Below are 23,515 nucleotides of genomic sequence, written 5' to 3'. Positions count from 1 at the left end.
CACCTTGCACCGGCGAGCGGCGCCAACCCGATATGCCCCGTCGGCGCGATTTCTTCATCAGCAGGCACGCATGAACGTGCATCCGCGAGAGAGAGTCGAGTTGCCAAGCATGTCAGTAAATTCCGTGGACTCCGACAACACGATGGTGATGGACCCCGACGCGACAGGAGCGTCCGACCCGGCCTCCGGCGCCGAGGTGGTGGTGACCGGTCGCAACGTCGAGGTTCCCGACCACTTCCGCACCTACGTCGCCGAGAAGTTGTCACGCCTGGAACGATTCGACCGCACCATCTACCTCTTCGACGTCGAACTCGATCACGAGAAGAACCGACGTCAACGCAAGAACTGTCAGCACGTGGAAATCACGGCGAAGGGGCGCGGCCCCGTCGTCCGTGGCGAGGCCTGCGCCGACAGCTTCTACGCCGCATTCGAATCCGCCGCGAGCAAACTCGAGGCACGGCTACGCAAGAGCAAGGACCGTCGCAAGATCCACTACGGCGACAAGCGGCCGGAGTCGCTGCACGAGGCGACCGCCCTCGAGCGCCTCGACGCCGCGTTCGCGCGGCCGGCCGAGACCGCGGCGCCGGCGGCCGACACGCTCGACGACCACGAACCCGGCCGGATCGTGCGCACCAAGGAGCATCCGGCCACCCCGATGACGGTCGACGACGCGCTCTACGAGATGGAGCTCGTCGGCCACGACTTCTTCCTGTTCCACGACAAAGAGAGCGACCGGCCCTGCGTCGTCTACCGACGCCACGCCTACGACTACGGGTTGATTCGCCTGGCCTGAGCTGATCCGGCGCGCTCGAGCACCGTCACGGTTGCCGGGCGCGCCGGGTTCGCCCCGTACGATGGGGACGTCCAACGCGTGACGCATCCATCGACGCAAGAGGTTATACAGCGTGCTCTCGAAGTTGCTCCGTCTCGGCGAAGGCCGCATGGTCAAGCGCCTCAAGGGGGTGGCTGACTACGTCAACACCCTGTCCGACGACGTCGAGAAGCTCTCCGACGCCGAGCTGCGAGCCAAGACCGCCGCCTTCAAGGCCCGCCTCGCCGACGGCGAAGACCTCGACGATCTGCTGCCCGAGGCGTTCGCCGTGGCGCGGGAAGCCGCCTGGCGGGTGCTCAACCAGCGCCACTTCGACGTCCAGGTGATGGGCGGCGCCGCCCTGCACTTCGGCAACGTGGCCGAGATGAAGACCGGCGAAGGCAAGACCCTGACCGCCGTGCTGCCGGCCTACCTCAACGCGCTGACCGGCAAGGGCGTGCACATCGTCACGGTCAACGACTACCTGGCCAAGCGCGACGCCGAGCAGATGGGTCGCGTGCACCGCTTCCTCGGCCTCGACGTCGGCGTGATCCTGTCCCAGCTGACCCCCGACGAACGTCGCACCGCCTACGCCGCCGACATCACCTACGGCACCAACGTCGAGTTCGGGTTCGACTATCTGCGCGACAACATGGCGCTGCGGCTCGAAGACTGCGTCCAGCGCGGCTTCAACTACGCGATCGTCGACGAGGTGGACTCGATCCTCATCGACGAGGCCCGCACCCCGCTGATCATCTCCGGCCCGGTCGACGGTTCGTCGAACTGGTACAGCGAGTTCGCCCGGTTGGCGCCTCTGATGGAGAAGGACACCCACTACGAGGTCGACCTCAAGAAGCGCACCGTCGGCGTACACGAGGCGGGCGTCTCGTTCGTCGAAGACCAGCTCGGCATCGAGAACCTGTACGAAGCAGCCAACTCGCCGCTGGTCAGCTACCTCAACAACGCGCTGAAGGCCAAGGAGCTGTTCGAGCGCGACAAGCACTACATCGTGCGCAACGGCGAGGTCCTCATCGTCGACGAGTTCACCGGCCGCATGCTCGTGGGTCGCCGCTACAACGAGGGTCTGCACCAGGCCATCGAGGCCAAGGAGCACGTCGAGATCAAGGCGGAGAACCAGACCGTCGCGACCGTGACGCTGCAGAACTACTTCCGTATGTACGACAAGCTCGCGGGAATGACCGGCACTGCCGAGACCGAGGCCGCCGAGCTGCACGAGATCTACAAGCTCGGCGTGGTGCCGATCCCGACCAACAAGCCGATGATCCGCACCGACCAGTCCGACCTGATCTACAAGACCGAGGAAGCCAAGTTCATCGCGGTCGTCGACGACGTCACCGAGCGCTATGAGAAGGGCCAGCCGGTGCTGATCGGTACGACGAGCGTGGAGCGCTCGGAGTTCCTGGCCCGGCAGTTCGAGAAGCGCCGCATCCCGCACAACGTGCTCAACGCGAAGTACCACGAGCAGGAAGCCGGCATCATCGCCGAGGCGGGCCGCATCGGCGCGGTCACCGTGGCCACCAACATGGCCGGCCGCGGCACCGACATCGTGCTCGGCGGCAACGTCGACTACCTGCTGGACCGCCAGTTGCGTCAGCGTGGTCTCGACCCCATCGAGACCCCTGAAGAGTACGAAGCGGCGTGGCACGAGGAGCTGCCGGCGGTCAAGGCGCAGGTCGCCGCCGAAGCCAAGGACGTCGTCGCCGCGGGCGGGCTGTACGTGCTCGGCACCGAACGGCACGAATCCCGTCGTATCGACAACCAGCTGCGCGGCCGCTCCGGCCGCCAAGGCGACCCCGGTGAGTCCCGCTTCTACCTGTCGCTCGCCGACGAGCTGATGCGCCGCTTCAACGGCGCGACGCTGGAGACGCTGCTCACCCGGCTGAACCTGCCCGACGACGTGCCGATCGAGGCCAAGATGGTCTCCCGCGCCATCAAGAGCGCGCAGACGCAGGTCGAGCAACAGAACTTCGACATCCGCAAGGAAGTCCTCAAGTACGACGAGGTGATGAACCAGCAGCGCAAGGTCATCTACGCCGAGCGCCGCCGCATCCTGGAAGGCGAGAACCTCGCCGAGCAGGCCCACACCATGCTCGTCGACGTCATCACCGCCTACGTCGACGGTGCCACCGCCGAGGGCTACTCCGAGGACTGGGACCTCGAGAAGCTGTGGGAGAGCCTGCGTCAGCTCTATCCCGTCGGCATCGACCACCACGATCTGATCGACTCCGACGCCGTGGGGGAGCCGGGCGAACTCACCCGCAAGGAACTGCTCGACGCCCTGATCGCCGACGCCGAACGCGCCTACGCGGAGCGCGAAGCCGAGATCGAGTCGCTCGCCGGAGAAGGAGCGATGCGCCAGCTCGAGCGCAACGTGCTGCTCAACGTCCTCGACCGCAAGTGGCGCGAACACCTCTACGAGATGGACTACCTGCGCGAGGGCATCGGCCTGCGCGGGCTTGCCCAGCAGCGTCCGGAGGTCGAGTACGCGCGCGAGGGCTTCGACATGTTCATCGGCATGCTCGACGGCATGAAAGAGGAGTCGGTCGGCTTCCTGTTCAACGTGCAGGTCGAGGCCTCCCCGCAGCCGGCTGTCGCGCCGGTCGCGGCGCCGCCCGGGCTCGCTGACTTCGCCGCCGCGGCCGCGGCCGCGCAGGAACAGGGTGGTGTGGCGACCAAGGAGCGGCCGAACCCGTTGCGCGCCAAGGGGATCGACGGCGACGGCCAGCCGCCACTGGTCTACACCGGACCGTCGGAGGACGGCTCGGCAGAGGTCAAGCGGTCCGGTGGCGGCGGGGGCAGCACCAAACCCGGCGGCGGCACCACGCGCCGCGAACGCCGGGAGGCCGCCCGCGCGCAGAAGTCCGGCAAGCACGCCCGTCGGCGCTGACCGGGTCGGATCGTCCGCCTAGCCGATCTGCAGCGCCACCATCCGCCACGCGTCGCCGTGGCGCTCGATGCGCGCGGCGATCGCATGGACGCGGCCGGACCGGCTGAACGAGGCGAACACCTCCGCCGCCGTCGGCTCACCGGGGCCGCTGTGCACGGCACGCACGCGCACCCGATGCAGCGTCGCGCTGCCCGTACGCGGAGCGCGGGCCCGTGTCAGAACGCGGTCGATCAGTGCCGGCGTCATCAGCGGCCGCAGTTGCGCCACGGGCCGGCGTCGGTCGATCACCTCGATCGTCTGCAGCAGGGCGGCCTCGGCGAACATCACGGCCGACTTCGGGGGCGGCGCTTCCCGCGGGGCGGGCCGGTGCGGGCGGGCCCCGTCACGGACCCGGTGCAGAGACGACCCCGACGGGGTGGGGCACGGCTGGCCCACCGGTGCCGGGGCGGGTTCGCAGTCGATCACCGGTGAGGTGACCCAGGTGGGCGAGGATAGGGACGTTGAGGTCATGACGGTTCTCCAGCAGTCGGCGAGGATGGCGCGTCTGCTGGAGAGTCGCAGACCTGTCGATGATGACACGGCCGGCCGACCCCTCTGTGCACCCGTTATGCGCCACCGGCACCCATGCCGTTACCGTGAGGCGTCTCGAATGCACAGTGAGGGGGCGACGCGGCAGTGGTGACCAGGTTGTCGTCGTCCGACTCGTCGTTCTTCCGGCTGGAGAACTCGGCCACCCCGATGTACGTCGGGTCACTGCAGATCATCCGCAAACCGCGCAACGGCCTGAGCTACGAGACGCTGCTGGCGACCGTGGAACAGCGCCTGCCCCAGATTCCCCGGTACCGGCAGAAGGTTCGCGAGGTCAGCTTCGGGCTCGCCCGGCCCGTGTGGATCGACGACCGCGACTTCGACATCACCTACCACATCCGGCGCTCGGCGCTGCCGTCCCCGGGCAGCGATGCGCAACTGCACGAGCTGGTCGCCCGACTCGGCTCCCGGCCCCTCGACAAGTCCCGGCCGCTGTGGGAGATGTACCTGGTCGAGGGGTTGGCGAAGAACCGGCTGGCGATCTACACGAAATCGCATCAGGCCCTGGTGAACGGTATGACGGCGCTGGAGATCGGGCACGTCATCGCCGACCGCACGCAGAAGCAGCCCGAGTTCGACGAGGATATCTGGATCCCGGGACGTGAACCGTCGGACCGCCAACTGCTGCTCGGCGCGCTCGGCGAATGGATCGCCCGGCCCACTCAGCAGGCGGCCGCGGTGCGCTCGGCGCTGACCGAGGCGGTCACCAACACCGGCCAGCTCGTCGAGCTGGGCCGGCGAGCAGCCGACGCCGCCCGCATCGTCGCCCGCGGCACCGCGCCGAGCAGCCCGCTGAACACCACGGTGTCCCGCAACCGGCGATTCTCGGTCGCCTCTGCCGACCTCGACGAGTTCCGGATGGTGCGGGCGCGCTACGACTGCGACATCAACGACGTGGTGCTCGCCGTCGTCGCCGGGGCGCTGCGCAACTGGCTGCTCTCGCGCGGGGAACCCGTCACCGCGACCACCACCGTGCGTGCCATGGCCCCGATGTCGGTCTACCCCGAGACCGAGAGCGACTCGTCGGGCCCCGGGCAACCCATCGGCGACGTCGCGCCGTTCCTGATCGACCTGCCCGTCGGCGAAGGGAATGCCGTCGTCCGGTTGTCCCAGATCGCGCATGCCACCGAATCGCACCCCACGGCGGGCGCGCTGGTCGACGCCCGCAGCATCATCACACTGTCGGGTTTCGCGCCGCCGACCCTGCACGCGATGGGCATCCGGGTGGCCACCAGCTTCTCGGCCCGACAGTTCAACCTGCTGATCACCAACGCCCCCGGCGCGCAGAAGCAGATGTACATCGCCGGGGCCAAGCTCCTCGAGACGTATGCGGTACCCCCGCTACTGCACAACCAGGCACTGGCGATCGGCGTCACGTCCTACAACGGGACGTTGTACTTCGGCATCAACGCCGACCGGGACGCGATGAGCGACGTCGACATGCTGCCCGATCTGATGCGTGAGGCGCTCGACGAACTGACCGAAGCCGCCCGATAGCCGGCCGGTGACCGGGGACGGGATTTGACGACTGCTCCGAGTCGGAGTCGAATGTCTGAGATGTCGACTTCAGAAGACGAACTGACGACGGGCGTGGCGGGCGGCAAGGATTCCACGGACACCGGTCCCATCCCGATCGCTCACCCGGTGCTCGATGTGCCCGTCGAAGAAGGACACCTCACCCGCTCCCGCGGCGTCGACTGGGCCGTGTTCGGTGTCACCGCTGTCATCGCGCTGGCGTTCCTGTCGTGGGGCTTCGTCAGCACCGACTCGCTGGCCGGCGTCGCCCAGACCGCACTGACCTGGGTGATGGACAAGACCGGTTGGCTGTTCGTGCTCACCAGCACCGGCTTCGTCGTCTTCGTTCTCTATCTCGCGCTCGGACGCTACGGCACCATCCCGCTGGGCCGCGATGACGAGCCGCCGGAGTTCAACGGCATCTCCTGGGTGGCAATGATGTTCAGCGCCGGCATGGGTATCGGCCTGATGTTCTTCGGTGTCGCAGAACCGCTCACGCACTTCGTCACACCGCCCCCCGGAACCGGTGCCGAGGGCAATCCCGAGGCCGTGCAGCACGCGATGGCCACCACGCTGTTCCACTGGACGCTGCACCCGTGGGCGATCTATGCCGTCGTCGGCCTGGCCATCGCCTACGGCGTCTACCGCAAAGGCCGTCTGCAGCTGATCAGTTCGGCGTTCGAGCCGCTGCTCGGGAGCCGGGCCAACGGGTCGTGGGGCAAGGTCATCGACATGCTGGCGATCTTCGCCACGCTGTTCGGGTCAGCAGCCTCACTGGGGTTGGGCGCCTTGCAGATTCGCAGCGGCCTGCAGATCGTCGCCGGAATCGGGGAGACCGGCAACGCGATTCTGATCGTCATCATCAGCGTGCTCACCGTGTGCTTCGTGTTGTCGGCGGTGTCGGGGGTGTCGCGCGGCATCCAGTGGCTGTCGAACATCAACATGGTGCTGGCCGTGCTGCTGGCCGTCTTCGTCTTCGTCGTCGGCCCAACGGTTTTCATTCTCAACCTGCTGCCGACCTCGCTGGGGAGCTACTTCGCCGACCTGAACATGATGTCGGCGCGCACCGGCGCCGAGGGTGGCGCGGTGGACACCTGGCTGCAGTCGTGGACGATCTTCTACTGGGCCTGGTGGGTCTCGTGGACGCCGTTCGTCGGCATGTTCATCGCGCGAATCTCGCGGGGCCGCACCATCCGTCAGTTCGTGGCGGGGGTGCTGGTGGTGCCGAGCGTGGTGTCCCTGGTCTGGTTCGCGATCTTCGGTGGTGCGGCGATCAACGTGCAGCAGAACGGAACCGACCTCGCGGGGCAGGGCGGTGTCGAGGAGCAGTTGTTCACGCTGCTGGACCAGTATCCGATCGCGATCATCGCCAGCATCGTGGTGATGATCCTGGTCGCGATCTTCTTCGTCTCCGGCGCCGACGCCGCGTCGATCGTGATGGGCTCGCTGTCGCAGAAGGGCACCATTCACCCCAGCCGGGGCACCGTGATCTTCTGGGGTGTGGCGACCGGTGCGGTGGCTGCGGTGATGCTCCTGGTGGGCGGCGAAGACGCCCTCAACGGTCTGCAGACGATCACGATCATCGCGGCGCTGCCGTTCCTGCTGGTGATGGTGGCGATGGCGGTGGCCCTACTGAAGGATCTGCGCCGGGACCCGAAGATCCTTCGTCGTGCATATGCCGCCGAGGTGGTCGACAGCGCGGTGGTCGCCGGCGTCACCAAACACGGTGACGACTTCATCATCTCCGTCGAACCGGATCCGAACCGCTCCACCGACGGCGACGCGACGAACGGACGCGAGTCAGCCGCGCCGTCGAGCACCTGAGGCTGCTGCGGCCACTACGCTCGGCGGAGTGCGCGTCTTCGTTCCCGCGACCCTGACCATGCTGCAGAGGCTGGTGGCCGACGGAACCCTGCGTCCCGTCAACGGCACCGCGTTCGCGGTGACTCCCACGCTGCGGGAGGCCTATGCCGAAGGCGACGAAGAGGAACTGGCCGACGTCGCGCTGCGCGATGCCGCGCTGGCGTCGCTGCGGTTGCTCGGCGACGAGGGGGAGACCGCGTTGCCGAGCCGGCGGGCGGTGCTCGAAGTCGACGCCGACGACATCACCCTGCGGCCGGACCTCGACGATGCGGTGGTGCGCGTGGCGGGTGAGATCGCGCTCGGGAAGGTGATCGCTGCGTACGTCGACAACGCCGCCGCAGAGTCCGCGGTGTCGGCGGCTGTTTCGGCCGTCGACGAGGCGGATCTCGGCGATGAGGATGCCGAGCTGACGGTGGGAGACGCACAGGACCACGATCTGGCCTGGTACGCGGCGCAGGAGCTGCCCTTCCTGCTCGAGCTGCTGTGATGGACTGGCTACGGTTCCGTAAGTTACGGTACCGTAGGTCGAGCAACAGCGACTCGGCAGGAGTTTCCATGGCCAAGACAACGATCAAATCGACGGCCAATGTCGCCGACACCGTGCGGCCGACTGTCGCCGGAGCACACGAGCGGCCCGGGCTGCATCTCTTGCGCACAGTCGCCGGCCGCATCACCACGCCGCTGCTGCCCGACGACTACCTCAAGCTGGCCAACCCGCTGTGGTCGGCGCGGGAACTGCGCGGCCGCGTGCTGGAGGTGCGGCGGGAGACCGTCGACTCGGCCACCCTCGTCATCAAGCCGGGGTGGGGCTTCTCGTTCGACTACGAGGCCGGTCAGTACATCGGCATCGGCCTGCTGGTCGACGGCCGGTGGCGGTGGCGGTCCTACTCATTGACCAGCAGCCCCGTCACCAGCAAGGGTTCGCGCACCATCACGATCACCGTCAAGGCGATGCCCGAGGGGTTCCTGTCCAGCCATCTCGTCGGTGGCGTCGAACCCGGCACCATCGTGAGATTGGCTGCGCCGCAAGGCAACTTCGTCATGCCGGACCCGGCTCCCGCGTCCGTGCTGTTCCTCACCGCCGGCTCGGGCATCACTCCGGTGATCGCGATGCTGCGCACCCTGAGTCGGCGCGGCCAACTCGGTAACGTGGTGCACGTGCACTCCGCACCGACCGAGTCGGACGTGATGTTCGCCGAGGAACTGTCCGCGATGGCCTACCGCCACCAGGGCTACGAACTCGTGTTGCGGACCACCCGCAGCCAGGGCCGGCTGGACCTCGCCCGCCTGGACGAGGTCGTGCCCGACTGGCGGGCGCGGCAGACCTGGGCGTGCGGGCCGGAGGCGATGCTCGAAGCGGCGGAGCGCACATGGGTGGCCGCCGGAACCCCCGACCGGCTGCACCTCGAGCGGTTCGCGGTCACGCGAGGCGGACACGGCAGCGGCGGCACCGTCACGTTCGCCCGCGCCGACAAGGACGTCGTCGTCGACGGTGCGACCTCGCTGATGGACGCAGGTGAGGCGGCCGGCATCCAGATGCCGTTCGGGTGCCGGATGGGCATCTGCCAGTCATGTGTCGTGGGCCTGCTCGACGGGCATGTGAAGGATTTGAGAACAGGCGTCGAGCACGAACCCGGCAGTCGAGTGCAGACCTGCGTCTCGGCGGCGTCGGGTGACTGCACACTGGACGTATGAGCTTTACCGGCTAGTAACCTACGCATTCGTAGGTTACGCTAGCGTAGGTATGCGAGAGGAGGGTTGGAACCCATGGCAGTAACCGACGTACCGGAGTTCGCACATCTGTCGGACTCGGACATAGAAGGCCTCACGCGTGAACTCGACGCGATCAGGCAGGACATCGAAGACTCCCGCGGGGCGCGCGACGCGCGCTACATCCGCCGCACCATCGCGTTCCAGCGCGGCCTCGAGGTCGCCGGTCGGCTGATGTTGGCCGGCAGCTCCAAGCGCGCTTACTGGTGGGCCGGCGCGACGACGTTGGGCGTGGCCAAGATCGTCGAGAACATGGAGATCGGCCACAACGTCATGCACGGCCAGTGGGATTGGATGAACGATCCCGAGATCCACTCCTCGTCGTGGGAGTGGGACATGAGCGGCGCCTCCAAGCACTGGCGCTTCACCCACAACTTCATGCACCACAAGTACACGAACATCCTCGGCATGGACGACGACGTGGGCTACGGCGTCATCCGCGTCACCCGCGATCAGCGCTGGACGCCGATGAACCTCGCCAACCTGTTCTTCAACACCTTGCTGTGTGTGGCCTTCGAGTGGGGTGTGGGGCTGCAGCATCTCGAGCTGGGCAAGATCTTCAAGGGCCGCGACGATCGCCGGGCCACGATGGTCCGCGTCAAGGAGTTCGGCATCAAGGCGGGCCACCAGGTCGCCAAGGACTACGCGCTGTGGCCCGCGCTGACCTCGCTGTCTCCCAGGGCGTCGTTCACGTCCACGCTGAAGGCCAACGCGATGGCCAACGTCATCCGCAACGTGTGGGCCAACGCGGTGATCTTCTGCGGTCATTTCCCCGATGGCGCAGAGAAGTTCACGAAAACCGACATGGTCGGCGAGACACGCGGTGAGTGGTACCTGCGGCAGATGCTGGGCAGTGCCAACTTCAAGAACGGCCCCGTGCTGCGCTTCATGAGCGGCAACCTGTGCCATCAGATCGAGCACCATCTGTTCCCGGATCTGCCGAGCAACCGGTACTACGAGATGTCGCTTCGGGTCCGCGAGATCTGCGACAAGTACGACCTGCCGTACACGACGGGCTCGTTCCTGGTGCAGTACGGCAAGTCGTGGCGCACCATCGCGAAACTGTCTCTGCCCGACCGGTTCCTGAGTGACACCGCAGACGATGCGCCGGAGACGCGCAGCGAGCGGATGTTCGTCGATCTGGCGCCGGCCGAGCGGCGTGGGTTGAAGTCTGCGATCGCCGCGGTCCGCGCCCGCCGGCGGGCGCGCAAGGCCGCCGTCCTGCAACAGCGGGATCTGGCCGCCTGATCTCCTGTTGACCAGACACGAACTCGAGCTGACACGCCGCGGCGCAGCTCGAGTTCGTGTCTGCTCGCGGTTCTACGGGATGTAGTCGAACGTGTCCGGGTTGGGGCCGGTGCGGCCGTCCTCACCCTTGTCGAGCGCCGAGATCGCATCCAGATCGTCGCTGCTGAGCTCGAAGTCGAACAGCTCGAAGTTGTCCTTGATGCGCTGCTCGGTCACCGACTTCGGGAACACGATGTCGCCGCGTTGGATGTGCCAGCGCAGCGTCACCTGGGCCGTGGACTTGCCGACCTTGTCGGCGATCTGCTTGATCACCGGGTCGTCGAGCACCTTGCCCTGGGCGATCGGGGACCAGGCCTCGGTCGCGATGCCGTGCTCGACGCCGTAGGCGCGCACCTTCTCGTTGGTGAAGTAAGGGTGCACCTCGATCTGGTTGACGGCCGGGACGGTGTCACTTTCCTTGGCGAGCCGTTCGAGGTGCTCGATCTGGAAGTTGGACACGCCGATGCTGCGGGCACGGCCGTCCTTGGCGAACTCCTCCAACGTCTTCCACGTCGAGACGTAGTCGCCGTCGTACAGCGTCGGTAGGGGCCAGTGGATCAGGAACAGGTCGACGTAGTCGAAGCCGAGTTCGGACAGCGTCTTGTCGAACGCCCGGCGCGCATCGTCGGGCTTGTGGAATCCGTTGTTCAGCTTGCTGGTGACGAACACCTCGCCGCGGTCGACGCCGGCATTGCGGATACCTTCGCCGACGCCCTTCTCGTTCTGGTACATCTCCGCGGTGTCGATGTGGCGGTAACCGATGTCCAGCGCGGTCTTGACTGCGTCAGCGGTGTCCTCGGGCGGGATCTGGTAGACGCCGAATCCCAGCTGGGGGATTTCCGCGCCGCTGTTGAGCTTGATGGTGGGTACGTGTGTCACTGTGCTTCCTCCTTCGCGGGGCAGCGTGCCCGGTGGACGGGGCAGGCAAACACCGCCGCGAGATCGTCGGCGGGTGGTCAGATTCTCCCCTCGATCAGCGGCGAGCGCGCGCTCGATGTACGCCTGCACCGGCGCGTCGCTGAGCAGACGCGCGCGCTCGCCGGACGGAGTTCACCCGAGGACTGCGAGGAGGCGGCGAGCCGCTGCCACCCGGTCGGCCGCCGGACCCTCGAGGCCGTCGAGCGCGCACTCGGGATCGGCCGGCGGCCCCATGTGTCCGCAGCCGCGGGGACAGTCCTCGATCGCGTCGGCGAGATCCGAGAACGCCATCACCACGTCGTCGGGGGCGATGTGTGCCAGCCCGAACGACCGGATTCCCGGCGTGTCGATCACCCAGCCGCCGGCGGCCAGCGGCAGGGCCACCGACTGCGTGGACGTGTGCCGCCCCCGGCCGATGTCGGTGACGGCGCCCGTGGCCCGATCCGCCTCGGGCACAAGGCGATTCACCAGCGTCGACTTGCCGACCCCGGAATGGCCCAATAGCACTGTGACCTTGTCGGTCAACAGTGCCTGCACCGCCTCGAGCGGGTCGGCCCTACCCGCCGTCGCGATCGTGACGTCCAGCCCCGCGAACTGCGCAGCGAACGGTTCGGGCGCGGCGAGGTCGGTCTTGGTCAGACAGAGGATCGGCGTCAGGCCCCCGACGTAGGCCGCGATCAGTGCCCGCTCGACGAGCCCCGTGCGCGGCGGCGGATCGGCCAGCGCCACCACGATCAACAGTTGGTCGGCGTTGGCGACCACCACCCGCTCCGTCGGGTCCGTGTCGTCGGCCGTGCGGCGCAACACCGTCCTGCGCTCGGCCCGCCGCACGATGCGCGCCAGGGTGTCCGTGCGGCCGGACAGGTCACCGACCACGTCGACGTCGTCGCCGACGACGATCGGGGTGCGGCCGAGTTCGCGCGCCCGCATCGCGGTCACGCGGTGGGCGGGGTCACCGTCGAGTACACAACCCCAGCGGCCCCGGTCGACGGTGACGACCATGGCCGACCGCGCGTCGGCGTGCTCGGGCCGGGTCTTCGTTCGCGGCCGCGAGCCTCGACCGGGCCGCACCCGGACGTCGGACTCGTCGTACTCGCGTCGGGTCAAAGGCCGACCGTGGTGTCGGTCTGGCCGGCCAGCATGTCGGCCCACAGCTGAGGAAACTCCGGCAGCGTCTTGGCCGTGGTGCCGATGTTCTCCACCTCCACCCCGGGCACTCGCAGGCCGATGATCGCGCCTGCGGTGGCCATCCGGTGGTCGGCGTAGGAATGCCACACGCCGCCGTGCATCACCCGCGCGGTGATCGTCAGCCCGTCCTCGGTCTCCTCGCACTGTCCGCCGATCCGGTTGATCTCGGTGCTCAGCGCAGCCAACCGGTCCGTCTCGTGCCCGCGCAGATGCGCGATACCGCGCAGATGGCTCACCGATTCTGGGGTGGCCAGCGCGGCCATCGCCGCCACCGACGGTGCCAGTTCGCCGACGGCGCGCAGGTCGACGTCGACGCCGCCGAAGGTCGCAGTGCCCTGCACCTCCAGGTAGGAGTCGCCGCGGCGGACGACCGCGCCGAACCCTTTGAGGATCGACAGGATCGTCTGAGCCGGCTGGACGCTGACGTCCGGCCAGCCCGTGACCCGGACGGCGCCGCCGCTGACCACCGCGGCCGCCAGGAACGGCACCGAGTTGGACAGGTCCGGCTCTATCGCCCAGTCGCGGGCCGCGATCGGACCTTTTGAGACCCGCCACCGATTGGCGGTGGTGTCGTCGACGGTGACCCCGGCCTCCCGCAGCATCGCGACGGTCATCGCGATGTGTGGCGCGGACGGCACCTCGGCGCCGGTGTGCACGATCTCGAGGCCCTCGTCGAACGCCGCACCCGAGAGCAGGAGCCCGGAGACGAACTGAGACGAACCGGACGCGTCGATCTCGACGGTGCCTCCGCGTACTGCTCCTGCGCCGCGCACCTCGAACGGCAGACCGTCGCCCTCGATCCCGACGCCGAGTCCGCGCAACCCGTCGAGCAGCGGTGCGATCGGCCGGGCGCGCGCCTGTTCGTCACCGTCGAACGTCACCGATTCTGAGCTGAGCGCCGCAACCGGCGGCAGGAACCGCAGCACCGTGCCGGCCAACCCGCAGTCGATGCGGGTGCCCGGCCGCGGCGTCAGTCCGCCGCTGATCGTCAGTGTGGTGTCGTCGACGGTCGACGCGCCCACCTGGAGCCCCAGCGCCTGCAGTGCGGCGATCATCAGGTCGGTGTCGCGGCTGCGCAACGCCCCGGAGACGGTCGATGAGCCGCCGCCCGCCGCGGCGAGGGCGGCGAGCACCAGCGCGCGGTTGGTCTGCGACTTCGAGCCGGGCACCGTCACGGTGGCATGGACAGGGGTCTGCGTCGACGGGGCCGGCCAGGTGCTCACAGGGTTCATTGTGGTCCATCCTGGCCTGTCACCGGTTTCTGCCACCATGGGGATCATGTGCGGGCGATTCGCGGTGACCACCGATCCGGCGCTGCTGGCCGAGAAGATCAAGGCGATCGACGAGGCCACCTCGGAAATGAAGGACGCGCCGTCCCCCAACTACAACGTGGCCCCGACGACGACGGTCGCCACCGTCGTGAAGCGGCACACCCATCCCGACGACGAGTCCACGCGCCGGGTGCGGCTCATGCGCTGGGGCCTGGTGCCGCCATGGGTCAAGGCCACCGACACCGGTGCCCCCGAGACCAAGGGCCCGCTGCTGATCAACGCGCGCTCCGACAAGGTCACCAGCTCGCCGGCGTTCCGCAGCTCCGCGAAGGGCAAGCGCTGCCTGGTGCCGATGGACGGCTGGTACGAATGGCAGGGCCAGAAGGGCGCGAAGACACCGTTCTTCATGCATGCGACCGATGGTGAACCGCTGTTCATGGCCGGGCTGTGGTCGTCGTGGCGGCCGAAAGACGCGCCGAAGGACGCCCCTCCGCTGTTGAGCTGCACGATCATCACCACCGACGCCGCGGGTCCGCTCGCCGAGATCCACGACCGCATGCCGTTGACGATCAGCGCCGGCGATTGGGACCACTGGCTCGACCCGGACGCCCCGATGGACGAGGGGTTGCTGCGCGGCCACGGCGATCTAGACCGCATCGCCATCCGCGAGGTGTCGCGGCTGGTCAACAGCGTGCGCAACAACGGGCCCGAGTTGATCGAGCCGGTGGAACCACAGGCCGAGCAGGGCACTCTGCTGTGAGCAGCCGTCCGCTGTCCGATCCGGCGGTGCTCGACACCCTGGCTGCGGATCTGGCGGCCGCGCAGTACACCACCGACGGGGTGGGGGAGCTGCTAGGCGCGGACGCCGGCGGGGCGTTCAGCAGGGGGCTGTGGTGGTCGGCGCTACGCGCCACCGAGCGCTGCGCTGCGGGCACGGAGTCGTTGGCGACGCTGGTGCGGCTGTTCCTGCTGGGCGCCGAGGAGTCCCGCAACCGCGTCGGTCAGGCGTTCCCCCGCACCGGTGTCGATGCGCTGATCGCTGCGGGCGTCGTGCAGTCCACCGGCGCGGACACCGTCACTGCTGTCCTCGACATCCGGCCGCACAGCGACGGGGCGCGCGACTTCCTCGTCGTCTCCGATCAGGATGCGGCGCTGCGACCCGGCCCAGTCCGACACGACCACGTTCTCGGCATCGGTGGTGCATCGATCTCGTTGGCGCACGCGGTGATTCGTTCACCCGTCGGCCGTGCGCTGGATGTCGGGACCGGTTGCGGGATCCAGGCGCTACACCTGGCCGGGCATTGCGACGAGGTCGTCGCCACCGACACCAACGACCGCGCCCTGGCGTTGGCTGCGGCGACGGCCCGGCTCAACGGGATGTCCTGGGATCTGCGGGCCGGCAGTCTCTTCGAGCCGGTGGCGGGGGAGCGCTTCGACCTGATCGTGTCGAACCCGCCGTTCGTGGTCGGCGTAGGGGACCTCGACTACATCTACCGCGACTCCGGGATGGTCGGAGACGCGTTGTGCGAGAGCATGATTCGGGAGGCTGGTGAGTATCTGGAAATGGGTGGCACCGCGCAGATCATGGCGAACTGGATCATCCGTGACGGGCAGGACTGGCGCGAGCGGGTCCGCGCGTGGCTCGACGGCAGCGGGCTGCACGCGTGGGTGGTACAGCGGGAGTTCGCCGATCCGATCAGCTATGTCTCGCTGTGGACCTCGGACGCGGGGGAGCTACCGGAAGACGCGGCCCGGCGCGGCGGGCGCTGGCTGGACTGGTTCGACGCCGAAGGCATCGCCGGGGTCGGCATGGGGATGGTCGTGGTGCGCGCACCGCGCCACGGCGAGAACCGGGCACCCGAGCAGATCTTCGAGGAGATCACCGGAGCCGACGAGCAGCCGACCGGACCCGAGGTCGAGGCATTCTTCGCCCGTCGTGAGTATCTGCACCGCGTCAGCGACGACCAGCTCCTCGCCACCCGGCTGACCACCGCGCCGGTGTTCCTCGAGGAGCAGTCCCTGCCGGGCCCCGAGGGCTGGCAGACCGTCGGCGCCGCGGTCCGCCGCCCCGGCGGGCCGGGAGCGGTCATCGGTGTCGACGAGGTGTCGCGGGCATTGTTCGCGGGATGCCGGGGGGAGGTGCCGCTGGGCATGCTGGTCGAGCTGCTTGCCGCCCACCACGGTGTGGACGCCGACGCGCTGGCCGACGCCGCGATGCCCGTCGTCCGGGAGGCGATCGGCCGGGGCATCCTCTACGAGGCGCGATAGGTGGCGGTGACCACGACGTAGGGCGACGTGACCGCGACGGCACCCGACGGTGCGGCGTGCTGCTGCAGCGCCCGAGCGAAGGCGTCGGCGAGGTCCCGCCGTGCGGCGCCGGCGCGGTCGAAGGTCGCGACGTGCATCGGTGAGCCGGTCTGCAGCCACTGCAGCCCGTCGGCGACCGACGAGAACTCCCATCGGTGTTCGCCGTGGTCGAACTCGACGTCGTCGAACTGCGCGAGCCGCTGCGCGACGATGCGCTCGTCGCCCCACTGGTCGGGGGTGTGGGGCGCCGGCGGGGGTGGGCCCAGGACCTCGACGATCGGGTCGAACAACGGATTGCTTCCGCGTCGTACCCACGCCGAAAATGCCACCACGCCAGACGGTTTGAGGAGTCGAATGATCTCGGCGACCTGCCGGTCCGGGTCGACGAAGATGATGCCCATGTTGGACACTGCGACGTCGAAGGACGCTGCAGGGAGCCCGGTGTCGGCGGCGTCGGCGACCGTCCACGTGATGTCGGGTGCCCGCTGCGCGGCGAGGTCGATCAGCTCACCGGTGACGTCGATGCCGGTGACGTCCGCTCCCAGGGCAGCTGCGGCTCGTGCAGCGCTGCCGGTGCCGCAGGCGAGATCGACGACCCTGGCGCGCGGCAACGGGACTCGGCGCCCGGCGGCGTCGACCACGCGAGAAGCGATGTGCGCAATACGGTCGCCGACGGCGTCATAACGCCCGCCGGCCCAGATCGACGAGGACATGTCGATCAGCGTGCCACGATGAGCCGATGAGCGGGGGAGCTCCCGCCTGACCGCGAAAGTGCACTCCCGGTAGTGCCAAGGAAAATTCGCTACCGGGAGTGCACTTTCGAGGCGTGGAACGTCAGGGTTGGGTGTAGCCGGGCGGGTTGGACGCGTCGACCCAGAAGTCCACGCCCAGATCGGAACCCGGCACACAGTCGTACACCGACAGATCGGTGACGCCCGATTCGAGGAGCACGTCCTCACACAGCAGGGTGTTGCCTGTATAGCTCGACGGTTTGGTGAGCACCGCGTATGCCGCGTCGGAGTAGACCTCCGGCTTGCGTGAGCGCTTCATGGATTCCTCGCCGCCGAGCAAGTTCTGCACCGCGGCGGTCGCCACCATGGTGCGTGGCCACAGGGTGTTCGACGCGATACCCGCCTCACGCATCTCTTCGGCGATACCCAACGCGCACAACGTCATTCCGAACTTCGCCATCATGTACGGCGTCGGCGTGAGCCACTTGGGCTCCAACAGCACCGGCGGCGACAACGTCAGGATGTGCGGGTTCTCCCGGCCCTTCATGTGCGGGATGCAGGCTTGTGACACCGCGTAGGTGCCCCGCACCTGGATGCCGTTCATCAGGTCGAAGCGCTTGAGCGGGACGTCTTCGATCGAGCCGAGATTGATGGCCGAGGCGTTGTTGACACAGATGTCGATCCCGCCGAACTGCTCGACCGCGGCCGCCACCGCCGCCGCCACCGAATCCCCGTCACGCACATCCCCGACGATCGGCAACGCCTGGCCGCCGACCTCCTCGATCTCCTTGGCCGCGGTGTAGATGGTGCCCGGCAACTTCGGATGAGGCTCAGCGGTCTTGGCGACCAGCGCGATGTTGGCGCCGTCGGCCGCGACCCGTTTGGCGATCGCCAGACCGATACCGCGGCTGGCTCCGGAGATGAACATCGTTTTTCCCGCGAGTGACATGGGCTTCACCCTAGAGTGCGGTGATCTCGGCGGTGACCGCGTTGGTCAGTCGCACCAGATCCCGCGGGTCCAACGCGACGTCCAGACCCCGCTTGCCGGCGCTGCACAGCACCCGGTCCCACCGCAGCGCCGAAGAGTCCACCACCGTCGGCAGCGGCTTGCGCTGTCCCAGCGGGCTGATCCCGCCCACGACGTAGCCGGTGGAACGCTGCGCGGCGCCCGGATCGGCCATCGTCGCCTTGGCGGCCCCCAGCGCTGCGGCAGCGGACTTGAGCGACAGTTTGTGCGGAACCGGCAGCACCGCGACACCCAGGCCTTTCGGCAGCGCCACGACCAGCGTCTTGAAGATCTGATCGGCCACCACCCCGTCACCGGCGAGCTCCGCGACCGCCTCGTCGCCGAAAGCTTCCGAGCGGGGATCGTGCCGGTACGTCAGCACCGTGTGCGGCACGCCGGCCGCCACCAGGGCTGCAATCGCCGGTGTCGCTGCGCGGACCACCGCAACAGAGTACGGCGGGGAACAGCTGTGCCGCCGCCGCTGTTGTCACCATCAGCTGTGCTGGTGTCCGGGGCAGCAGAAGAGAAGCCGTCAGTCATGACCTTTAGGATCGACAGAAGGGGATACATGGTGCCAACGTTGGCCGCAGAGGCCCCGTTGCGTCTGGTGCGTCCACCGGACCGCCTCGCTGGTGCCGCAACAGAAGGGACGGTGTTCCTGAGAATGACTGACACCGACGGGTCGGCCGTTGAGGCCACCCTCGATCCAGACACGAAACCCGCGTCGGAGGAGACCGACGCAGAGCTGACCGCTCGTTTCGAACGAGACGCCATTCCGCTGCTCGATCAGCTCTACGGCGGCGCGCTGCGCATGACGCGCAATCCCGCCGACGCCGAGGATCTGCTGCAGGAAACCATGGTCAAGGCCTACGCCGGGTTCCGCTCCTTCCGAGCGGGCACCAACCTCAAAGCGTGGCTCTACCGCATCCTGACCAACACCTACATCAACAGCTACCGCAAGAAGCAGCGTCAGCCCTCGGAGTATCCGACCGAGGAGATCACCGACTGGCAGCTGGCGGCCAACGCCGAGCATTCCTCGACGGGGCTGCGGTCGGCCGAGGTGGAGGCGCTCGAGGCGCTGCCCGACAACGAGATCAAGGAAGCCCTGCAGGCGCTGCCCGAAGAGTTCCGGATGGCCGTCTACTACGCCGACGTCGAGGGTTTTCCCTACAAGGAGATCGCCGAGATCATGGAAACGCCGATAGGGACAGTGATGTCGCGGCTACACCGCGGCAGGCGGCAATTGCGCGAGTTGTTGGCCGATGTGGCCCGCGACCGCGGCTTCATCCGCGGCCAGCAGGCCGACGCAACCCAGGAGGTCACGTCATGACCGGCATGCAGAGCGGTTCCGACGAGGAACGCTGGAGCCCGCCCATCGGTCCGATCGACCCCGAGCACCCCGAATGCGCTGCGGTGATCGCCGAGGTGTGGACGCTGCTCGACGGTGAGTGCACCGTCGAGACCCGCGACCGGCTGCGCCACCACTTGGAAGAGTGCCCGACCTGCCTTCGCCACTACGGCATCGAGGAACGGGTCAAGAACTTGATCGCCACCAAATGCAGCGGTGAACGTGCCCCGGAGAGCCTGCGGGAACGGCTGCGCATCCAGATCAGCCAGACCACGATCATCCGCGGCAGCTGATCAGGGGCTGACCCCAGTTACCTGCACCGAGAACGACGAACCGCCCGGCTTCCGAAGGGAAGTCCGGGCGGTTCGTCGTTGCTCAGGCGGTCAGCGCACTGACTTCGACCCGCAGTTGGGCCGCTTGCCGTGGTTGGCCTTGCTGTGCTTACGATCGCGCTTCTTGCGGCCACGCTTGGCCATCATCCACCTCCGAATTTCTCGACTGATTGCAGCCATTGTCTCACGGGCCGGTTGATGCTCTGTCCACAGTTCAGATCCAGCAGGGGTGTGGTTCGATAGACCGGACAAGACGCCGGTGGATGAGTGGGGTTGAAGATGGCCGAGGACGTTCGCGCCGAAATCGTGGCCAGTGTGCTCGAGGTCGTGGTCAGCGAGGGCGATCAGATCGGTGAAGGCGACACGTTGGTACTGCTCGAGTCGATGAAGATGGAGATCCCGGTGCTCGCCGAGGTCGCCGGCACGATCAGTAAGGTCAGCGTTTCCGTCGGCGACGTGATCCAGGCCGGCGATCTCATCGCCGTCATCAGCTAGCCCACCGACAACACCACCGGTAGGTCCATGTCCACCCTCGGTGACCTGCTCGCCGAGCACACGGTCCTGCCCGGCAACGCCGTCGATCACCTGCACGCCGTCGTCGGTGAATGGCAACTGCTGGCCGACCTGTCGTTCGCCGACTTTTTGATGTGGGTGCGACGCGACGACGGCCGCGTGGTGTGCGTGGCCCAGGTCCGGCCCAACACCGCACCGACGGTACTGCTGGCCGACGCCGTCGGCACCATCGCCGAGACCACGACCGTCCCGATCATCGCGACAGCGTTCGATTCCGGCGCCATCGGGCGCTCCACGATCGAGGGCACCGACGGTGCGCCCGGCCTGAACGTCGAGGCCGTGCCGGTCCGGCACGGCTCCCACGTCGTCGCCGTCCTGACCCATCAGACGTCGCTGGCCCCACGGCAGGCGAGCCCGCTGGAGGCCGCCTACGTCGACTGTGCCGCCGACCTGTTGCTGATGCTGTCGGAGGGCACCTTCCCCAACGTCGGTGACCTCGCGATGTCGCGATCGAGTCCCCGGGTCGGTGACGGCTTCATCCGGCTCGACAAGGCCGGGATCGTCACGTTCGCCAGCCCGAACGCGATCTCCGCCTACCACCGCATGGGGTTGACGGCCGAACTCGAGGGACACAACCTCGTGACGGTGACCCGGCCGCTGATCTCGGATCCTTTCGACGCCCAGGAACTGGCCAACCACGTGCGGGACTCGCTGGCCGGCGGGTCGAGCATGCGGATGGAGGTCGACGCCGGCGGGGCGGCCGTCCTGCTGCGTACGCTGCCGCTGCTGGCCCACGGCGACGCGGTGGGGGCGGCGGTGCTGATCCGCGACGTCACCGAGGTCAAACGCCGCGACCGGGCGCTGCTGTCGAAGGACGCCACGATCCGGGAGATCCACCACCGGGTGAAGAACAACCTGCAGACCGTGGCCGCCCTGCTGCGGTTACAGGCGCGGCGCACCACCAACGCGGAGGGGCGCGAGGCGCTCATCGAATCGGTTCGCCGCGTATCGTCCATCGCCCTGGTGCATGACGCGCTCTCGATGTCGGTCGACGAAGAGGTGAACCTCGACCAGGTCATCGATCGCATCCTGCCGATCATGAACGATGTCGCCACGGTGGATTCGCCGATCCGGATCAACCGGGAAGGGGACCTGGGGGTTCTCGACGCCGACCGCGCGACCGCGCTGATCATGGTGATCACCGAGCTGGTGCAGAACGCCATCGAGCACGCCTTCGACAGCACGACGGCAACGGGTTGCGTGACGATCCGGTCGGAGCGGTCGGCGCGCTGGCTCGACGTCGTCGTCCACGATGACGGTCGCGGACTGCCCGCGGGCTTCAGTCTCGAGAAATCCGACCGTCTGGGGTTGCAGATCGTGCGGACCCTGGTGTCGGCCGAGCTCGACGGTTCGCTCGGTATGCACGACGTACCGGACGGCGGAACCGATGTGGTGCTGAGAGTGCCGATCGGCCGTCGAGCCCGCACGAGTCAATTCTGACTAATTGCGGCGGTTCACATAGTGGCTGAAGCTGCCATTCTTCGCGTTCGCATTACGGATAGCTGGCGTGTAATTCAGCTCACACAGCGACGGCCCCGACTTTCGTCGGGGCCGTCGGCAGAAGTGCGCGTCGGAGATCAGACGCCGGAGCGAGCCTTCGTGCGAGCGTTGCGACGCTTGAGCGCGCGGCGCTCGTCCTCGCTCATGCCACCCCAGACGCCGGCGTCCTGGCCGGAGTCCAAAGCCCAGCTCAGGCACTCCGCGGTGACGGGGCACCGGTTGCACACGAGCTTCGCGTCAGCGATCTGGGCGAGGGCCGGGCCGCTGTTCCCCACCGGGAAGAACAGTTCCGGATCCTCATCGCGACAGACCGCCTTGTGGCGCCAATCCATGTGTTCTACTCCTTATCGTGTGCGCAGCGAAGCGCACGAGCTTTTCCTTCGGCTGTTAACGCAAGCGCTCCAAATGTTTCTGCGCTGTTGCATCCGATGCTTTCACAGGCTGAACAGATGTCAATAGCAGTTCGTTAACACGTGGGCTATCTCACTACAGCAGGCCGTTTTCCGGCCCTCCATTCCGTTGTACTACTCTTAACCCACCTGCGCCCTCGATCGCCCCTGTGAGGTGTCTCCCAGTCGGCTCCGGCGCAGGTCAGAACCCGTCAGGAACGGGGAGCCGGCGGCGGCGCGACCACTGCGAGCGCGTTCGGAACCGACGTGAACGTCATGTCGTCGCGCGTTCCGACGAAATCACCGTCGATCTGACAGGCGACCGGCCCGTCACTGGTGATCGTGAGGCTGGGCAGGTCGTCGTCGCGCAGCAGATGCTTGGCGGTCAGCCGCGGCTTGCGGGAGAGCATCTGCCGGACCAGACGCAAATTGGCCCACACGTTCATGCTGGTCGTCGCGAACACGCCGAGCCCGGTCTCGAACGTGGTGTCCGGATTCGTCCACACCGGGCGGGCGTTGGCGTAGGTCCACGGACTGGAGTTCGACACGAACGCGAAGTGCACGCCGGTGACCGGTTCGCGGTCGGGCAGATGCACGGTGAGCGTCGGCTCCTCCCGCGTACTGGCCAGCACCTCCCTGATCGCCACCCGGATGTAGCGCCCCGCGGTGACCTTGCGGCCTTTCGCGCGCTGCTCCTCCACCGCCGCCACCACGGCTCCGTCGACGCCCATGCCGGCGGTGAACACCCCCCAGCGTTCTCCGCAGTCCATCAGGCCGATGCGTCGCCACCTGCGGGTGCGCCGATACTCCGAGAGCAGATCGACGAGTTGGTTCGTGGCCTCCAGCGGGTCGGGGCTGATGCCCAGGGCGCGGGCGAACACATTGGCCGAACCGCCGGGGACGACGCCGACCGCGGGGCCGCGATTGGTGGGCCCCAGCTCGCCGAGGATCCCGTTGACGACCTCGTTGACCGTGCCGTCGCCGCCGTGCACGATCACCACGTCGACGCCGTCGCGGGCCGCTTCCGCGGCGATCTCGATCGCGTGTCCGCGGTGGTCGGTGTGTGCGACGGACAGCGTGGTCCGGCTCTCCAAGGCGTGCGCCAGCAGGTCGCGGCCCGCCGGCGTCGTCGACGTCGCATTCGGGTTCACGATCAGCACGGCACGCACGAGGGGTGAGCCTAACGGTCGGCTGTGAACGCGCAGCGCGC

Annotated in this window: 23 protein-coding genes; 13 read left to right on the top strand and 10 right to left on the bottom strand. The window is 67.8% G+C overall.

Annotated features, from left to right (window positions below):
* The first annotated feature begins 109 nt into the window (after positions 1 to 109).
* Positions 110 to 793 (top strand): ribosome hibernation-promoting factor, HPF/YfiA family, encoded by a 684-nt coding sequence (gene hpf / locus MHN84_RS01595; RefSeq protein ID WP_241202881.1) that lies wholly within the window; start codon positions 110 to 112, stop codon positions 791 to 793.
* Between the two features lie 112 nt (positions 794 to 905).
* The gene (gene secA, locus MHN84_RS01590; RefSeq protein ID WP_241202880.1) at positions 906 to 3,719 is read left to right on the top strand and encodes a preprotein translocase subunit SecA; all 2,814 of its coding nucleotides are present in this window, start codon (positions 906 to 908) and stop codon (positions 3,717 to 3,719) included.
* An 18-nt stretch (positions 3,720 to 3,737) separates the two neighbouring features.
* On the opposite strand, the gene MHN84_RS01585 is transcribed toward secA, so the two are convergent.
* On the bottom strand, positions 3,738 to 4,229 hold the full coding sequence (locus MHN84_RS01585) for an Rv3235 family protein (RefSeq protein ID WP_241202879.1): 492 nt from the start codon (positions 4,227 to 4,229) through the stop codon (positions 3,738 to 3,740).
* Between the two features lie 165 nt (positions 4,230 to 4,394).
* Between MHN84_RS01585 and MHN84_RS01580 the strand changes: the two genes are divergently transcribed.
* The 5 genes from MHN84_RS01580 to MHN84_RS01560 all read left to right on the top strand — a co-directional run bounded on the left by MHN84_RS01580 (position 4,395) and on the right by MHN84_RS01560 (position 10,703).
* Positions 4,395 to 5,804 (top strand): wax ester/triacylglycerol synthase family O-acyltransferase, encoded by a 1,410-nt coding sequence (locus MHN84_RS01580; protein ID WP_241202878.1) that lies wholly within the window; start codon positions 4,395 to 4,397, stop codon positions 5,802 to 5,804.
* Between the two features lie 60 nt (positions 5,805 to 5,864).
* Positions 5,865 to 7,646: a BCCT family transporter gene (locus tag MHN84_RS01575; protein ID WP_241202877.1), complete on the top strand. Its 1,782-nt coding sequence runs from the start codon at positions 5,865 to 5,867 to the stop codon at positions 7,644 to 7,646.
* 28 nt (positions 7,647 to 7,674) lie between these two features.
* Complete coding sequence (locus MHN84_RS01570; RefSeq protein ID WP_374238290.1) at positions 7,675 to 8,172, top strand: hypothetical protein; 498 nt, start codon at positions 7,675 to 7,677, stop codon at positions 8,170 to 8,172.
* A 68-nt stretch (positions 8,173 to 8,240) separates the two neighbouring features.
* Positions 8,241 to 9,380: a ferredoxin reductase gene (locus MHN84_RS01565; protein WP_241202876.1), complete on the top strand. Its 1,140-nt coding sequence runs from the start codon at positions 8,241 to 8,243 to the stop codon at positions 9,378 to 9,380.
* Between the two features lie 72 nt (positions 9,381 to 9,452).
* A complete protein-coding gene (locus MHN84_RS01560) occupies positions 9,453 to 10,703 on the top strand; it encodes a fatty acid desaturase (protein WP_241202875.1) in 1,251 nt (416 codons plus the stop codon).
* A 72-nt stretch (positions 10,704 to 10,775) separates the two neighbouring features.
* Here MHN84_RS01560 and MHN84_RS01555 read toward each other — a convergent pair whose 3' ends face one another.
* From MHN84_RS01555 to aroA, 3 genes are all read right to left on the bottom strand, one after another.
* Positions 10,776 to 11,621, bottom strand: coding sequence for an aldo/keto reductase (locus MHN84_RS01555; RefSeq protein WP_241202874.1), 846 nt, complete (start codon positions 11,619 to 11,621; stop codon positions 10,776 to 10,778).
* A 171-nt stretch (positions 11,622 to 11,792) separates the two neighbouring features.
* A complete protein-coding gene (gene rsgA, locus MHN84_RS01550) occupies positions 11,793 to 12,767 on the bottom strand; it encodes a ribosome small subunit-dependent GTPase A (protein ID WP_241202873.1) in 975 nt (324 codons plus the stop codon).
* Positions 12,764 to 14,080 (bottom strand): 3-phosphoshikimate 1-carboxyvinyltransferase, encoded by a 1,317-nt coding sequence (gene aroA, locus MHN84_RS01545; RefSeq protein ID WP_241202872.1) that lies wholly within the window; start codon positions 14,078 to 14,080, stop codon positions 12,764 to 12,766. The genes rsgA and aroA overlap by 4 nt, the downstream gene beginning before the upstream one ends.
* Before the next feature lie 46 nt (positions 14,081 to 14,126).
* On the opposite strand from aroA, the gene MHN84_RS01540 reads away from it, so the two are divergent.
* Positions 14,127 to 14,879 (top strand): SOS response-associated peptidase, encoded by a 753-nt coding sequence (locus MHN84_RS01540; protein WP_241202871.1) that lies wholly within the window; start codon positions 14,127 to 14,129, stop codon positions 14,877 to 14,879.
* On the top strand, positions 14,876 to 16,387 hold the full coding sequence (locus MHN84_RS01535; RefSeq protein ID WP_241202870.1) for a methyltransferase: 1,512 nt from the start codon (positions 14,876 to 14,878) through the stop codon (positions 16,385 to 16,387). The genes MHN84_RS01540 and MHN84_RS01535 overlap by 4 nt, the downstream gene beginning before the upstream one ends.
* Here the strand turns inward: MHN84_RS01535 and MHN84_RS01530 are convergent.
* The 3 genes from MHN84_RS01530 to MHN84_RS01520 all read right to left on the bottom strand — a co-directional run bounded on the left by MHN84_RS01530 (position 16,372) and on the right by MHN84_RS01520 (position 18,605).
* A complete protein-coding gene (locus MHN84_RS01530) occupies positions 16,372 to 17,139 on the bottom strand; it encodes a class I SAM-dependent methyltransferase (RefSeq protein ID WP_241202869.1) in 768 nt (255 codons plus the stop codon). The genes MHN84_RS01535 and MHN84_RS01530 overlap by 16 nt on opposite strands.
* Positions 17,140 to 17,260: 121 nt before the next feature.
* Entirely contained in the window at positions 17,261 to 18,106 is an 846-nt protein-coding gene (locus MHN84_RS01525) for an NAD(P)-dependent oxidoreductase (protein ID WP_241202868.1), read from the bottom strand.
* Positions 18,107 to 18,116: 10 nt separating this feature from the next.
* Positions 18,117 to 18,605 carry an aminoacyl-tRNA deacylase gene (locus tag MHN84_RS01520; protein WP_241202867.1) on the bottom strand — a complete coding sequence of 163 codons (489 nt, stop codon included), beginning with the start codon at positions 18,603 to 18,605 and terminating at the stop codon, positions 18,117 to 18,119.
* A gap of 222 nt (positions 18,606 to 18,827) precedes the next feature.
* Here MHN84_RS01520 and MHN84_RS01515 point away from each other — a divergent pair, with 222 nt between their 5' ends.
* Both MHN84_RS01515 and rsrA read left to right on the top strand, forming a co-directional pair.
* Entirely contained in the window at positions 18,828 to 19,493 is a 666-nt protein-coding gene (locus MHN84_RS01515; RefSeq protein ID WP_241202866.1) for a sigma-70 family RNA polymerase sigma factor, read from the top strand.
* Positions 19,494 to 19,498: 5 nt separating this feature from the next.
* Positions 19,499 to 19,804: a mycothiol system anti-sigma-R factor gene (rsrA, locus tag MHN84_RS01510; RefSeq protein WP_374238302.1), complete on the top strand. Its 306-nt coding sequence runs from the start codon at positions 19,499 to 19,501 to the stop codon at positions 19,802 to 19,804.
* A 90-nt stretch (positions 19,805 to 19,894) separates the two neighbouring features.
* On the opposite strand, the gene MHN84_RS29950 is transcribed toward rsrA, so the two are convergent.
* The gene (locus MHN84_RS29950; protein WP_104863173.1) at positions 19,895 to 19,987 is read right to left on the bottom strand and encodes a 50S ribosomal protein bL37; all 93 of its coding nucleotides are present in this window, start codon (positions 19,985 to 19,987) and stop codon (positions 19,895 to 19,897) included.
* A 135-nt stretch (positions 19,988 to 20,122) separates the two neighbouring features.
* On the opposite strand from MHN84_RS29950, the gene MHN84_RS01505 reads away from it, so the two are divergent.
* Both MHN84_RS01505 and MHN84_RS01500 read left to right on the top strand, forming a co-directional pair.
* Entirely contained in the window at positions 20,123 to 20,338 is a 216-nt protein-coding gene (locus MHN84_RS01505) for a biotin/lipoyl-binding carrier protein (protein ID WP_090281687.1), read from the top strand.
* A gap of 27 nt (positions 20,339 to 20,365) precedes the next feature.
* A complete protein-coding gene (locus tag MHN84_RS01500; protein ID WP_241202864.1) occupies positions 20,366 to 21,856 on the top strand; it encodes a sensor histidine kinase in 1,491 nt (496 codons plus the stop codon).
* Positions 21,857 to 21,993: 137 nt separating this feature from the next.
* Here MHN84_RS01500 and whiB1 read toward each other — a convergent pair whose 3' ends face one another.
* Both whiB1 and MHN84_RS01490 read right to left on the bottom strand, forming a co-directional pair.
* Positions 21,994 to 22,248, bottom strand: a complete 255-nt coding sequence (whiB1, locus tag MHN84_RS01495; RefSeq protein ID WP_046364816.1) for a transcriptional regulator WhiB1 — start codon at positions 22,246 to 22,248, stop codon at positions 21,994 to 21,996.
* Positions 22,249 to 22,517: 269 nt separating this feature from the next.
* The gene (locus tag MHN84_RS01490) at positions 22,518 to 23,474 is read right to left on the bottom strand and encodes a diacylglycerol kinase family protein (protein ID WP_241202863.1); all 957 of its coding nucleotides are present in this window, start codon (positions 23,472 to 23,474) and stop codon (positions 22,518 to 22,520) included.
* Positions 23,475 to 23,515: the final 41 nt, after the last annotated feature.

This window comes from Mycobacterium sp. PSTR-4-N, from assembly GCF_022348085.1.
Classification (GTDB): domain Bacteria; phylum Actinomycetota; class Actinomycetes; order Mycobacteriales; family Mycobacteriaceae; genus Mycobacterium.
Note: the sequence above shows the minus strand (reverse complement) of the source record. Positions and strands in the feature narration are given on the sequence as shown.